Source organism: Hydrogenophaga sp., from assembly GCF_036675665.1.
Classification (GTDB): Bacteria; Pseudomonadota; Gammaproteobacteria; order Burkholderiales; family Burkholderiaceae_C; genus Hydrogenophaga.
The window spans coordinates 14,210-28,057 of record NZ_JAKFEO010000114.1; the positions used below are offsets into that span (position 1 = coordinate 14,210).

Sequence of the window (13,848 nt, forward strand, 5' to 3'; positions counted from 1 at the left end):
ACATGTCAGAGCTTTCTTGCGCGTCAGTCCCTCGAGACCTCCGTCAAGGGCTGATGGTCACATCCAGCCCTTTTCCTTGTAGTACTTCATGGCACCCGGGTGCAGTGGAGCGGACAGCCCGTCCTTGATCATGGCCTTCGGATCGAGCGCACCGAAGGCGGGGTGGAGCTTCTTGAACTCGTCGAAGTTCTCGAACACCGCCTTGACCAGCTCATACACCGCCGCATCCGGCACCTTGGCCGAGGTCACGAAGGATGCCAGCACGCCGTAGGTGGGCGTGGGATTGGGGTGACCCGCGTACAGGCCGCCGGGAATGTTGACCTTGGCGTAGTAACTGTTGGCAGCCACCAGCTTGTCCACGGCCGCGCCGGTCATTGGCACCAGCTTGGCACCGCAGGTGGTGATCGGGTCCTGGATGTTGGCGCTGGGGTGGCCCACGCCGTAGAAGAAGCCGTCGATCTTGTTGTCGCACAGCGCGGCGCCATGTTCGTCGGCCTTGAGTTCGGAGGCCAGGCCGAAGTCGGAGACCTTCCAGCCTGCCGCGCTCAAGTACTCCTCCATGGCCGCACGGGTGCCCGAGCCGGGGTTGCCGATGTTGAAGCGCTTGCCCTTGAGGTCATCGAACTTGGTGATGTTCGCTTCCTTGCGCGAGAGCACGGTGAAGGGCTCGGGGTGGATGGAGAACACGGCGCGCAGGTCGGCGTGTTTGCCATCCTTTTCAAACTGCTTGGCGCCGTTGACGGCGTTGTACTGCACGTCGGACTGCGACACGCCGAAATCGAGCTCACCGGCCTTGATGGTGTTGATGTTCACCACCGAGCCACCGGTGGACTCCACCGAGCAGCGAAAGCCATGCTTGGCACGGTCCTTGTTCACCAGACGGCAAATGGCACCACCCGCTGCGTAGTACACGCCGGTGACACCGCCGGTGCCGATGGTCATGAATTTCTGTTGCGCCTGGGCCGGCGCCATGGGAACCATGAGGGCTGCCGCAGCGGCCAGCGTACTCAGACTGAGGGAGATGTTTTTCATGCGGATGGCTCCTGGAGGTTTCTACGTGGTTGAACAAACTTGGTGCGGACACGAAGGTGTTTGTCGAGAAAGCAAGCTTCGTGCAGACCCGCCTTCGCGGCGACGGGGTTTACCCCAGATGGGCATGCAAATGCGTCATGACTCAAGGCCGACATCAGGCGGCCACCGCCCGGTCGATCGCACCGGCAAGCCGCTCCACGATCTGCGCCAGTTCTTGCGGCGTGCTGATGAAGGGTGGCGCCAGCAACACGTGATCGCCACAGCGGCCGTCCACCGTGCCACCCATGGGATAGACCATCAGGCCGCCGGCCATGGCTTCGCTCTTGATGCGGGCATGCAGCTTGCGCGCGGGGTCGAACCACTGCTTGTCGCCGCGGTTGGCCACGAGTTCAACGCCCCAGAACAGGCCACGTCCGCGGATGTCGCCCACGTGAGGATGGCCGTCAAATGCCTGGTGCAGCAGTGCCTGCAGCTGTTGCCCGCGCTCGCGCACCTGCGCCAGCAAACCGTCGCGCTGGATCACGCGCTGCACGGCGAGCGCGGCAGCACAGGCGATCGCATGCCCCAGGTAGGTGTGGCCGTGCTGAAACAAACCACTGCCCTGGCGAAACGCGTCCACCACCCTGCCCTGCGCCAGCACGGCGCCGATGGGCTGATAGCCACCGCCCAAGCCTTTGGCGATGGCCAGCAGATCGGGCACCACGCCCTCCTGCTCACACGCGTGCAGCGTGCCGGTGCGACCCATGCCGCACATCACCTCGTCCAGGATCAGCAAAATGCCGTGGCGGTCGCACAGTTCGCGCACGCCCTTGAAGTAACCCGGCACCGGCGCGAGCACGCCCGCCGTGGCGCCACCCACCGTCTCGGCCACGAAGGCCATCACGTTCTCGCCACCGAGGCGGTCGATGGCATCGGACAGCTCGGCCACCAGGCGTTGGCCATACTGCTCGGCGGTTTCGTCGTCGCGCCGGTTGCGGTATTCGTAACACGGCGCCACATGGGTCACGTCGATCAGCAGCGGCTTGAACTGCTCGCGCCGCCAGGCGTTGCCGCCGACGGCGAGCGCGCCCAGGGTGTTGCCGTGGTAGCTCTGATGCCGGGCAATGAAATGCCGACGCTGTGGCTGACCGATCTCCACGAAGTACTGGCGCGCCATCTTCAGCGCAGCCTCCATCGCCTCCGAGCCTCCGCTCACGAAATACACGTGGCTCATGCCGGGCGGCGCCGTTTCTATCAAGAGGTCGGCCAGTTCCTCGGCCACCTCAGTGGTGAAGAAGCTGGTGTGCGCATACGCGAGCTGGTCGATCTGCGCGTGCATGGCCGCGATCACGTCCGGGTGGCCGTGGCCCAGACAGGACACCGCCGCGCCACCCGAGGCGTCCAGGTAAGTCCGGCCACCCGCGTCGGTGAGCGTGATGCCCTGGCCGCTGACCGCGGTGGGCAACGAATGGCTGAGCTGGCGATGGAAGACGCGGGTCCCGGGCGAGCTGGCAGTGGGCATGGATGAGGCGGGCGGTGTTGAACGGTGGGTCAGTGTAGGCAGCCCCGCGCCCTTGGGAAAATGCCTTTTTGGTGCCGATCCATGCCGCGCGTTTATGGCCTCGCCACCCACCGCCGCCCCATGACTTTGTGGCATGGGCGGTGTCGCTGTTGGCATTTTTCAGAAACACTTGACCTGCCTACAGTCGTGCGCCATGGACAACCGCCCCACACATTCCCTGCATGTCTGCGTCCTGGGCGCGGGCATCGTCGGTCTGGCCACGGCCTGGCAACTGCACCGCGACGGACACACGGTGACCGTGGTCGACAGTGCACGGGCTGGCACCGGCGCGAGCGAGGCCAACGGCGCGCAACTGAGCTACGCCTACGTGCAGCCACTGGCCGACCCGAGCATCTGGCGCCAGTTGCCCAAGCTGCTGCTGGCCAGCGACTCCCCGCTGAAACTCCGCCCACAGATGGACCCGCAGCAATGGGCCTGGGGCCTGCGCTTTCTCGCCGCCTGCCGCGCCAGCGTGTCGCACGACACCACGGCCGCGCTGCTCACGCTGGCGGCCGAAAGCCGCGCCGGCTTCGAACGCCTGGTGGCCCAGGAAAACATCGATTGCGATTTCTCAACCACCGGCAAGCTCGTGCTCTATCCCGATGAAGCCGCCTTTGCCGCCGCGCGGCGCCAGATGGACCTGCAGCGATCCCTGGGCAGCGTGCAACACGCGCTCTCGCCAGCGGACGCGGTCGCCGTCGAGCCTGCCCTGGCCGGTTACGCGCCCCGTTTTTCGGGCGCCATCCACACCCCCGGCGAATGCGCGGCCGATTGCTTCAAGGTGTGCCAGGAGCTGCAGCGACTGCTGCAGGCGCGCGGCGTGCGGTTTGTGTTCGACACCCCGGTCACGCGGCTGGTGCGCAGAAACGGTCGGGTCTGCTCGGCCGAAACACCTCTCGGCCCCCTGGAGGCCGACGCGTTCGTGCTGGCGCTGGGCTCCGCCTCACCCCGACTCGCCCGCCCGCTGGGACTGAACGTGCCGGTGTACCCGCTCAAGGGCTACAGCATCACCGTGCCGGCCAGCGCCGCGGCACCTCGGGTGAACGTGACCGATGTATCGCGCAAGGTGGTGTTTGCCCGCATCGGCGAGCGCCTGCGCGTGGCCGGCATGGCCGAGCTGGTGGGCCACGACAGGACCATTGACCCCGGCCGAATCCAGTCGCTGCTGGCCAGCGTGCGCGATGTCTTTCCGCTGATGGAAGCACAGGGCGAACTGAACCCCTGGGCCGGCCTGCGCCCGGCCACCCCCACCGGCCTGCCGGTGCTCGGCCGGCTGCGCGGATCACCATCCAACCTGTTCTTCAACACCGGCCACGGCGCGCTGGGCTTCACGCTGGCCTTCGGCAGCGCCGAGCGGGTGGCGCGCGAGCTGGCAGCCTCGCTCAGGCCAGTTGCTGCAGGGCCTGTTGCATGCAGCGCGTGAACGCGCGCGTGGTGAGCGAATTGGGTCGCGCCGTGGGACGCAGCATGTGTACCGAGGTGGGGATGGCGGGCTCCAGCGTGAGCACGTCGACCCGCTGCAGATCGGCCGACGCGGCCGTGCACCCCTCCACCATGGCCACGCCCACCCCGTGGTGGGCCAGCGCCAGGGCCACGTGGTAGGTCTGCACCGTGATCACTTCGTTGAGCCCGGTGCCGGCCTCTCGCACGGTGTGGGCCAGCAGCATGCCCAGGGGATCCTGCCCATCGAGCGCGATCACCGGCAGCTTGGCGAGCTGAGCCAGCGTGATCGTGCCGGCCTTGACCTGTCTGGCGCTCAGCAAGCCTTTGGGCACCACGCATTCCACGCGCCGCTCGGCCAGCCGCTCCTGCGCCAGCGCGGGGTGCGTGACCGCACTGAAAACATAGCCCACATCGGCTTCCTGCAGCACCAGCGACGACACGATCTCGGGTGAATGCAGGGCCTCGTGGTGAACCACGACCGATGGGTGCTTTTCCCGAAACAGGCGCATCGCGCGCGGGAACACCTCGTAGCTCAATGCGAGCACGGTGAGCACCCTCAACTCCCCTTTGCCGCGCCCGGCCTTGAGGCTGGCCGAGAGGCGCTGCACCTCGTCGAGCTGGGCAAACAGGCGCTCGATATGCGGGTACAGGGTCTGCGCTTCCACCGTGGGTTTGAGTCGTCCACCGACCCGCTGGAAGAGCTGAAATCCAAGCTGCAGCTCGGCATGCTGCAAGGTGCGGCTCACCGCGGGCTGTGTCACGTTGATCATGCGGGCGGCGGCGCTCACGCTGCCGGTTTGCATGACCGCGTTGAAAACTTCGATGTGTCTTAGTCGCATGTGGCCATTGTTGACCAAGGTCGGTGCTCTTCTCCGGCTGCTCCGGTCATCGGCGACCACGGGGCACGGCTCCGCGAATGTCCCCCGGGGGCCTTTGGCCCCCTCCTCCTTTATTTCGCTGCGCCGTGCCCCATGGCCGCCGATGACCTCATGGTCGGTCTGTGGGTGCGCAAGCGTCACTTCGGCTCGCGGGCGCGGTGTGCGCTGCGCAGCGGCATCAAGGAGGAGGGACGGCGCAGCCGGCCCGGGGGACAGCCGCGGAGCAGCGCACACCGCGTCCGCGAGCCCGCGAGGCAGTGGCACACAACCGTCAGACCACCAAGGGCTCCCTCTTCACCCGAAACCAGGCCGCATACATCGCAGGCAAAGCCAGCAAAGTCAACACCGTCGCAACGACAAGGCCTCCCATGATCGCCACCGCCATCGGGCCCCAGAACACGCTGCGCGACAACGGGATCATCGCCAACACCGCCGCGGCGGCGGTCAGCACGATCGGCCGCATGCGCCGCACAGCGGATTCGACCACCGCGTCCCACGCCGGCACGCCACGCGCGCGATCCTGCTCGATCTGGTCGATCAGGATCACCGAGTTGCGCTGGATCATGCCCATGAGCGCAATCACGCCCAACAGCGCCACGAAACCGAACGGCCGGTTGAGCAACAGCAACGCACCCGCCACACCCGCCAGGCCCATCGGACCGGTGAGGAACACCAGCACCGAGCGGCTGAAACTCTGCAACTGCAGCATGAGCAAAGTGAAGACGATGAACAGCATGAGCGGAATGCCCACCACGATCGATGACGAACCCTTGCTGCTCTCGGCCACGGCGCCCGCCACTTCGATGCGGTAGTCGGAGAGCCCCCGCGCCGCCCAGCCGTCGCTGATCTGCTTGAGCACCGGCTGCAGCTCGGCCGTGACGGTGGCGCCCTGCAGGCCTTCCACCACATCACCCTGCACCGTGATCGCGTAGTCGCGGTTCTCGCGCCAGAGCACACCGGCCTCCCAGTCGAACACCGGCTTGGCAATCTGCAGCAACGGAATGCTTTGCCCGCTGCTCGTGGCCAGGTAGGTGTTGGCCAGATCGCTGATCGCATCGCGCTCGCTCAATGGCTGGCGCAGCACGATGTCGATCAGCTTGTCGCCGTCGCGGTACTGGCCCACGGTGCTGCCAGTGAGCAGGGTGCGCGCGGCCAGCGCGATCGACTGGCTGGACACACCCAGCGCACGCGCCTTGGCCTGGTCCACCTCCAGCCGCAAGCGCTTCACCGACTCGTTCCAGTTGTCGTTCACGCCGCGCATGTTGCTGTTGGCGCGCATCGCCACTTTCACCTCGTCGGCCAGCGTGCGCAGTTGCGTCGGGTCGGTGCCGACCACGCGGAACTGCACCGGATACGGCACGGGTGGGCCGTTGGGCAGCAGCTTCACGCGGCCACGCAGCTCGGGGAACTCGGTCGCCAGCAAGGCCGGCAGCGCCTTGCGCAGTCGCTCGCGGGTCTTCAGGTCTTGCGGCAACACGATCATCTGCGACACGTTGGTCTGCGGGAAGATCTGGTCCAGCGGCAAATAGAAGCGCGGCACGCCGGAGCCGATCCAGGTGCTCACGCTGGTCACACCTTGTTCGGCCGTCATGCGCGCCTCCAGGCGCTTCGTCACCTCGTCCATGGCCTTGATGCTGCTGCCCTCGGGCAGCCACACGTCCACCAGAATCTCGGGCCGGCTCGAATCCGGGAAAAACTGCTGCTGCACCTGGCCCATGCCGACGATGCCCAGCACGAAAGTGAGCACGGTGGCGCCGATGGTGATCCAGCGGTGCTGCACGCACCAGTCCACCAGCGCGCGAAAGCGCACGTAGAACGGACCGTCGAACACCTCGTGCACCGCACCCACGTGGGGCTTGACCTTGAGCAGGCGCACACCGAGGTAGGGCACAAAAAACACCGCCACGATCCAGGACAGCAGCAACGCGATGACAGTCACCGCGAAGATCGCGAAGGTGTATTCACCGGTGGTGGAGTTGGCCAGGCCGATCGGCAGGAAACCGGCGGCCGTGATCAGCGTGCCGGTGAGCATGGGCATGGCCGTGGCCTCCCAGGTGAAGGTGGCCGCGCGCACCATGCTGTAGCCCTCTTCGAGCTTTCGCACCATCATTTCCACCGCAATGATCGCGTCGTCCACCAGCAGCCCCAGGGCAATGATGAGCGAGCCCAGCGAGATCTTGTGCAGGCCGATCTTGAAGTAGTTCATGGCCAGGAATGTCATGGCCAGCACCAGTGGAATCGTGATGAAGACCACCAGGCCGGGGCGCATGTCCAGCGTGTAGCCGCGCAGGCCCTTGCTGCCCGCGCGCCTGTGCAGTCCGAGCGCGAGAAAACTCACCACCAGCACGATCACCACCGCCTCGATCAGCACCGTCACGAACTCGTTCACGCTCCGGGTCACCGCGCTGGGCTGGTCCTGCACCTGCGCCAGCACCATGCCCGCGGGCAGCGTGGCCTCGATGCCGGCCACCGTGGTCTTGAGTGCCTCGCCCAGCGCAATGATGTCGCCGCCCTTGGCCATGGAAATGCCCAGGCCGATGCTGTCCTTGCCGTTGTGGCGCACCAGCACTTGAGGTGGGTCCACATACGCCAGGCGAATGTCGGCGATGTCGCCCAGGCGGATCTGCGTGCCGTTGGCCGCGCGGATCGGCATGGCGCCGAGCTGCTCCACCGAATTGAAGGCGCCGGCCACGCGCACCTGAACCACGTCCTGCGGCGACTGCACCGCGCCGGCCGAGGCCACCGCGTTCTGCTGCCCCAGGGCGTCGAACACCTGCTGCAGGTTCAGCCCCAGCACCGCCAGTCGTTTCTGCGAAATCTCGATGAACAGCTTCTCGTCCTGCGCTCCAAAGAGTTCAACCTTGCTCACGTCGGGCACACGCAGCAGTTGCTGGCGCACGTTGTCGGCCACCTGTTTCTTGTCGGCATACGAGAAGCCGTCGCCCTGCAGCGCGTAGATCACGCCGAACACATCGCCGAACTCGTCGTTGAAAAACGGCCCCACCACGCCTTGCGGCAGGGTGGCCTGCATGTCGCCGATCTTCTTGCGCGCCGTGTACCAGATCTGCGGCACCTCCGCGGCCGGTGATGAATCCTTCAGCTGAAAGATCACCAGCGTTTCGCCGGGTTTGGAATAGCTGCGGATGACGTCTGCGTACGGCACCTCCTGCAGCGTCTTCTCGATGCGGTCGGCCACCTGCTCGGCCACCTGCTCCGCGGTGGCGCCGGGCCAGTAGGCCCGCACCACCATGGCGCGAAAGGTGAACGGCGGGTCTTCGTCCTGGCCAAGCTGAAAGTAGGCCGCCACACCCAGCAGCATGAGCACGATCATCAGGTAGCGGGTGAAGGCCTGGTGGTCCAGCGCCCACTGCGAGAGGTTGAAGCGGGAAACCCAGGTGGCGGCCTGGTCGGCGGAGGCGTAGTCGGACGAGCTCATGCCGGCCTCACTTCGTGGCTGCGCCAACAAAGCGCGTGACCGTCTGCCCTGGCGACAACACATGCACGCCAGCGGCCACCACCTCGTCGCCCGGCTTGAGGCCCGAGGCAATCACCATCTCGTTGCCGTCGGCGCCGGCCACCACCACCGGGCGCGGCTGCACCGTGTTGGTGGCGGCGTCAAACACCCAGACCGCACTGCCGCTGCGGTCTCCCGCGTCGGAGCGCATCAGCGCCGAGGTCGGCAGCTTGATCGCAGCGGTGGGTCCACCGGTGGGCGCCACCATCGTCACATAGGCCGTGGCGCCCAGCGGCGCGGCCGCGCCTTCGGGCAAGGCCAGCTTCACCTGGTAGGTGCGTGTGGCCGGGTCGGCACTGGCCGCAACTTCGCGCACCACGGCGTCCAGCGGCGTGGCCGCGCCTGCCGGCCCGCTGGGAGCACCAGCCCACAGGCGCACCTGCGCAGCCTGCCCCACACGCAGCAGCGCCAAGCGGTCTTCGGGCACCGCGAACACCACGTCGCGCGCGCCATCACGCGCCAGGCGCACCACCGGCGCGCCGGCCGCCACCACCTGCCCCACTTCGGCCTCGACCGCCACCACCACGCCAGCGCCGTCGGCCAGCAGGCGGGCATAGCCGGCCTGATTGCCCTGCACCGCGCCCTGGGCACGCGCCTGACGCAACGAGGCGTCGGCCGACTGCAGCGTGGCCTGGCGGCGTTCGATCTCGGCGCCGCTCACGAAGCCCTGGGCCAGCAATTCCTGAAAACGCTTGAGATCGGCCGCGGCCAGATCGCGCTGGGTCTGCGCCGCGCTCACCTGGGCCTGCGCGGCCTGGCTGGACAGCGCGAGATCCTGCGCATCCAGCTGGGCCAGCAATTGACCCACCTTCACCCGCTGCCCCACCTCGGCCGGGCGCTGCACCAGCTTGCCACCGACCCGGAAGCCCAGGCGCGACTCGGCGCGCGCACGCACCTCGCCGGCATACTCGGTCTTGGCCCCCAGGGCGCTCGCGCCCACGGTCATCAGCTTGACCGAACGGATCGGCTCGACGGGCGCGGGCGCGGGCGCACACGCCACCAAGGCAAGCGCTGCGGTCACGATCAGGAACAAATTCGGCGTTTTCATGGTGATCTGGGCGGGGTGAGAATGGAAGGCACGCGGCACATTCAGGCCGCAGCGGATGCCCGTATATTACTGACTGACCGGTTAGTAAGCAAAAATACCCATCAAATCGGCCTTCACTCCCATGACGCAACCCACCCCGCCGGTGCAATCCCTGCCTCCTGATGACCCCACCCACGCCCCGGCGCAGGCCGCGCTTGGCGCGCTGGGCGGCGGCGTGGAGCATTACGAAAATTTCCCGGTGGCGTCCTGGCTCTGCCCGCCCCAGCTCAGGCCCACGGTCGTGGCCATCTACCGGTTCGCCCGCACCGCGGACGACATCGCCGACGAAGGCTCGGCCAGCGCCGCAGAGCGGCTGGCCGATCTGGCCGCGTACCGCAACGAACTGGCGCTGTGCATCGTCAAGGCCACTGGCGGCGCGGTTGCGCCCTGGCCGCAGCGCTGGGCCACCGTGTTCGAGCCGCTGGGCCTGGCCGTGGCGCGCCACGCGCTGCCGGGCGATCTGCTGCACGACCTGCTGAGCGCCTTCGAGCAGGACGTGCGCTACACCGACCAACAACACCGCTACGCCAGCACCGAGGAGTTGCTGGGCTACTGCCGCCTCTCGGCCAACCCGGTGGGGCGCCTGCTGCTGCACCTGTATGGCGTGCACGACGCGCGATCGCTGCAGCAGAGCGACCAGATCTGCAGCGCGCTGCAACTCATCAATTTCTGGCAGGACATCAGCCGCGATCTGCCCAACGGGCGCTGCTACCTGCCGACCGACACCTTGCAACGCCACGGGCTGCAGGTGAGCGATTTCGAGAGTGCGCAGCTGGAGGCCACGCCCGACAGACAAGCCGCGGTGGCCGAGCTCTGCGCCTACGCGCGCGCGCTCATGCAGCTCGGCGCACCGCTGGCACGCCGCGTGCCGGGGCGCGCCGGCTGGGAACTCCGTCTGGTGGTGCAAGGTGGCCTGCGCATCCTGGAGCTCATCCAGGAGCAGGACCACCGCAGTTGGCAAACCCGCGTGAAGCTGCAGCGCGCCGATCTGCCCCGGCTGGTCTGGCGAGCACTCTGGATGTGAACGCCGCGCCATCGTGCAACGGTCTCATGGCAGGAAAAAATGAAACGTCGCGCCCTGATCCGGGCGTGAGTCGGCCCAGATGCGGCCCCCATGGCATTCCAGAATCCGGCGCACCAAAGCCAGTCCTATGCCCGCGCCATCGAATCGGGCATCGCGGTGAAGACGCTCGAACATGCCGAACAAGCGATCGGCATGCTCCGGGTCAAAGCCCAGTCCGTTGTCGCGAACGTGGAATTCCACCCCATCGGACCGCGCCGTCCAACCCACGTGGATCTCGACGACCTCGCGGTGCGCGGAGTACTTCACGGCGTTTTCCAGCAGGTTGGTCCAGACCTCGCGCAGCAGCACCGGGTCGCCTTGCACCGTGGGCAGCCCGGGCTGGATGTGCCAGCGCAGTGTCCTGGAGTGACCATCGATCGCCACCGACGCCACCGCGTCGTTGACCAGGGCGGACATGTCCACGGCCTCCAGCGTCATGCCCTGGCGCCCGAGGCGTGCGAAGGACAACATGCCGTCGATCAGGTTCTTCATCTGCACCGAAGCGCGGATGATCCTCTCGCAGTACTGCACGCTGCTCGACACTTCGCCCGCGATCGCGGCTTCCTTGAGGAGTTCGGCAAAACCGGCGATGTGGCGCAAGGGCGTGCGCAGGTCGTGCGACAGCGCATAGGAAAACTCCTCCAGTGAGCTGTAGGCTTCCTGCAACTCGCGCGTGCGCAGTTTCACCTGCTGGTCCAGGTCCTCGTTGCGGATGCGCCGCTGTTCGATCAGGTTCTTGTAGAGCGTGATGTCCTGCACCGTCAGCGTGAGCGGCTGGTCCCCATCCACCGTGTCGGCCCGTGGCAGGCCTCGGCATCGCACCCATCGGTGGATTCCAGAATCCGCAATCACGCGGAACTCCACATCGAGTCCCTCGCCGGTGCGCGTCGCCTCGGCCTGCGCGGCCCGAACGGCATCGCGGTCCAGTGGATGGGCGCAGGCCAGAAAGTCCTCCGCATCGCGCGCCACATCGTCGCGCTCGCGCCCCAGGATGCGGTAGATCTCCGAGGTCCACCGCGAGTGGCCGGTTGTCTCGTCGTGCTCAATGCGACCCAGACGCGCAAGCCGTTGCGCCTGCTCCAGGCGATGCTGCAAGGCGGCAGTGAGCTGCTCGCGCTGCTTGCGCTCGGTGATGTCGGACTGGATGGAAACGTAGCTGATCAGGCGGCCGGTGGCATCACAGATCGGCTGAATGTTGAGCGACACCCAATAGGCTTCGCCCGAGCGCTTGTGGTTCACCAGTTCAAAGTCCCGCACGGGCTCGGGCCGGCGCAGCATGGCGCCCAGGCGCGAGAGCGCCTGGGCGCTGGTCTGCGGTCCGTGCAGCAGTTCGGCCGGGTGGCGGCCCACGCATTCCTCCAGCGTCCACCCGGTGACACGGGTATAGGCCGCGTTGACCCAGGTGATGCGGCGTTTCCCGTCGGTCACCACCACCATGTTGGAAGTGTTGTCGACGATCATTTCCAGCATCTGCAGACGCTGCATCATTTCATGGGCACCTGGCGTCGAATGGGTCGGCATGGCGGGCTCCTCGTTTCGAGGATCACGCAAATATGTTCACCGAGTTCTTCATGCTCTGTGACTGGTGCTTCAACGCATTGGCCGCCGCGGCGCTCTCCTCCACCAACGCGGCATTCTGCTGCGTCATTTCGTCAAGCTGGCCCACGGTCGTGTTGAGTTGTTCCAACTCCGCCGTCTGCTGCACCGAGGCCACATTGACGGAGGCAATCAACCGGGTGAGGTCGCTCACCTGAACAACGATCTCGTTCATGCGAGCGCTGGAGGCCTCGACCTGGGACACGCCTTCACGGATGCTGGTCAGACTGCTGTCGATCAATTCGCGTATCTCCTTGGCCGCATCGGCACTGCGCTGCGCCAGTGTGCGCACTTCGGTGGAGACCACCGCAAATCCCCGCCCCTGCTCCCCCGCGCGGGCCGCCTCCACGGCGGCGTTGAGCGCCAGGATGTTGGTCTGGAACGCGATGCTGTCGACGATGTCCACGAATTCGGCAATGCGGTGGCTCGAGCGCGTGATCCGCTCCATGGTGCGTGCCATGCCCTGCATGGCCTCACCCCCGCTGCCAGCCGCTTCACTGGCCGCGCTGGCCAGCGATGCAGCCCGGCTGGCGGCACTCGCGTTCTGTCGCATGGTGCCCACCAGTTGCTGCATGGACGCCGCCGTGTGCTGCAAGTTGGCCGCGGTCTGCTCGGTGCGTGCGCTCAGGTCATTGTTTGCGGCAGCGATCTCGCCACTGGCCGCCGACACGCCCGAAGCCTGCGAAGAAACGTCGTCCAGCAAGGAGCGCAGATTCAGCGCCGACTGGTTCACCGTGAGAAGCAGCATGCCGATCTCGTCGACGCGGTTCAGACTGGCGAGCCCACCCGCCTGCCCGCTGGCCACACGCTGGGCCTGCAGCAACACCTGTTTGAGAGGCGCGGCCAGTTGTCGCTGCAGCCACCGGGATGCCAACAACAGCAGCGCCACCAGCACGCCCAGCAGACCCGCGGTCTGTGAAGCAGGCAGGTCCAACACGGCCAGCAGCACGGCCATGCCCAGCCCGGGCAGCAGCAAGGCCACGCGGATGCGCGCGCTCACGCCCAAGCGCTGGTTCCAGGAGAGCCAGGCGAGCGAGCCGCTGCGCACCACGAGGCCACGAAAGAAGCGCAGCCCATGCGCCCTCCCTTCGCGAAACCGCCGGTACAGCTCCTCGGCAGCCTGCACTTCCGCGCGTGCCGGCTGGGTGCGCACCGAGAGGTAGCCCATGAGCACACTGTTGCGCATCACCGGCGCGGCATTCGCCCGCACCCAGTAGTAGTCACCGTTCTTGCGCCGGTTCTTCACCAGCCCGGACCACGGCATGCCCTGACGCAGGGTGTCCCACATGTCGGCAAATGCCTGGGGGGGCATGTCGGGGTGGCGCACCAGGTTGTGCGGCTGGCCAATCAATTCTTCCGTCGCGAAGCCGCTCACATTCACGAATGCGTCGTTGGCATAGACGATGTGGCTTTGCGTGTCCGTGGTCGACAGCAGCGTGCTGCGATCGTCGAACACGTATTCCTGCTGGGTCACGGGCTGGTTGTCTCGCATGGGCAATGTTCGATCTTGTTGGTGAAACTTCTCCCATTTCGGCACACAAGCAGATTGAGCCAAATCAAAAATCGAAGCAAAAATTCCCGTATCCACATCCGATGTGACGCATCACGCATTTGTGCGAGGAAGTGACGCAGCCCCTGGCCGGGGAAGCCTGCCTAATTGGACGATCCCTTGACCCAACACAGCTTCGTTCACAG

Annotated in this window: 9 protein-coding genes; 2 read left to right on the forward strand and 7 right to left on the reverse strand. The window is 66.5% G+C overall.

Annotated features, from left to right (window positions below; all coding sequences use genetic code 11):
• Positions 1-57: 57 nt before the first annotated feature.
• Both V6M63_RS23670 and V6M63_RS23675 read right to left on the reverse strand, forming a co-directional pair.
• A complete protein-coding gene (locus V6M63_RS23670; RefSeq protein ID WP_332745920.1) occupies positions 58-1,032 on the reverse strand; it encodes a TAXI family TRAP transporter solute-binding subunit in 975 nt (324 codons plus the stop codon).
• Positions 1,033-1,186: 154 nt separating this feature from the next.
• A complete protein-coding gene (locus tag V6M63_RS23675) occupies positions 1,187-2,533 on the reverse strand; it encodes an aspartate aminotransferase family protein (RefSeq protein WP_332745922.1) in 1,347 nt (448 codons plus the stop codon).
• A gap of 193 nt (positions 2,534-2,726) precedes the next feature.
• On the opposite strand from V6M63_RS23675, the gene V6M63_RS23680 reads away from it, so the two are divergent.
• Positions 2,727-3,995 (forward strand): D-amino acid dehydrogenase, encoded by a 1,269-nt coding sequence (locus V6M63_RS23680; protein ID WP_332745924.1) that lies wholly within the window; start codon positions 2,727-2,729, stop codon positions 3,993-3,995.
• Here V6M63_RS23680 and V6M63_RS23685 read toward each other — a convergent pair.
• The 3 genes from V6M63_RS23685 to V6M63_RS23695 all read right to left on the reverse strand — a co-directional run bounded on the left by V6M63_RS23685 (position 3,955) and on the right by V6M63_RS23695 (position 9,455).
• On the reverse strand, positions 3,955-4,854 hold the full coding sequence (locus V6M63_RS23685; RefSeq protein WP_332745926.1) for a LysR family transcriptional regulator: 900 nt from the start codon (positions 4,852-4,854) through the stop codon (positions 3,955-3,957). The two genes, V6M63_RS23680 and V6M63_RS23685, sit on opposite strands and share 41 nt — an antisense overlap.
• Before the next feature lie 310 nt (positions 4,855-5,164).
• Positions 5,165-8,329 carry an efflux RND transporter permease subunit gene (locus V6M63_RS23690; RefSeq protein ID WP_332745928.1) on the reverse strand — a complete coding sequence of 1,055 codons (3,165 nt, stop codon included), beginning with the start codon at positions 8,327-8,329 and terminating at the stop codon, positions 5,165-5,167.
• Positions 8,330-8,336: 7 nt separating this feature from the next.
• Positions 8,337-9,455: an efflux RND transporter periplasmic adaptor subunit gene (locus V6M63_RS23695; RefSeq protein ID WP_332745929.1), complete on the reverse strand. Its 1,119-nt coding sequence runs from the start codon at positions 9,453-9,455 to the stop codon at positions 8,337-8,339.
• Between the two features lie 121 nt (positions 9,456-9,576).
• On the opposite strand from V6M63_RS23695, the gene hpnC reads away from it, so the two are divergent.
• Positions 9,577-10,518 carry a squalene synthase HpnC gene (hpnC, locus tag V6M63_RS23700; RefSeq protein WP_332745931.1) on the forward strand — a complete coding sequence of 314 codons (942 nt, stop codon included), beginning with the start codon at positions 9,577-9,579 and terminating at the stop codon, positions 10,516-10,518.
• 24 nt (positions 10,519-10,542) lie between these two features.
• Here hpnC and V6M63_RS23705 read toward each other — a convergent pair whose 3' ends face one another.
• The gene (locus V6M63_RS23705) at positions 10,543-12,078 is read right to left on the reverse strand and encodes a sensor histidine kinase (RefSeq protein ID WP_332745932.1); all 1,536 of its coding nucleotides are present in this window, start codon (positions 12,076-12,078) and stop codon (positions 10,543-10,545) included.
• Positions 12,079-12,100: 22 nt separating this feature from the next.
• On the reverse strand, positions 12,101-13,645 hold the full coding sequence (locus V6M63_RS23710; protein WP_332745934.1) for a methyl-accepting chemotaxis protein: 1,545 nt from the start codon (positions 13,643-13,645) through the stop codon (positions 12,101-12,103).
• Positions 13,646-13,848: the final 203 nt, after the last annotated feature.

Bases quoted from the DNA above. Each gene is read 5' to 3' on its own strand.
- V6M63_RS23705 (WP_332745932.1), bottom strand. From the start codon at position 12,078: ATGCCGACCCATTCGACGCCAGGTGCCCATGAAATGATGCAGCGTCTG.
- V6M63_RS23710 (WP_332745934.1), bottom strand. From the start codon at position 13,645: ATGCGAGACAACCAGCCCGTGACCCAGCAGGAATACGTGTTCGACGAT.
- hpnC (WP_332745931.1), top strand. From the start codon at position 9,577: ATGACGCAACCCACCCCGCCGGTGCAATCCCTGCCTCCTGATGACCCC.
- V6M63_RS23680 (WP_332745924.1), top strand. From the start codon at position 2,727: ATGGACAACCGCCCCACACATTCCCTGCATGTCTGCGTCCTGGGCGCG.
- V6M63_RS23695 (WP_332745929.1), bottom strand. From the start codon at position 9,455: ATGAAAACGCCGAATTTGTTCCTGATCGTGACCGCAGCGCTTGCCTTG.
- V6M63_RS23670 (WP_332745920.1), bottom strand. From the start codon at position 1,032: ATGAAAAACATCTCCCTCAGTCTGAGTACGCTGGCCGCTGCGGCAGCC.
- V6M63_RS23675 (WP_332745922.1), bottom strand. From the start codon at position 2,533: ATGCCCACTGCCAGCTCGCCCGGGACCCGCGTCTTCCATCGCCAGCTC.
- V6M63_RS23685 (WP_332745926.1), bottom strand. From the start codon at position 4,854: ATGCGACTAAGACACATCGAAGTTTTCAACGCGGTCATGCAAACCGGC.
- V6M63_RS23690 (WP_332745928.1), bottom strand. From the start codon at position 8,329: ATGAGCTCGTCCGACTACGCCTCCGCCGACCAGGCCGCCACCTGGGTT.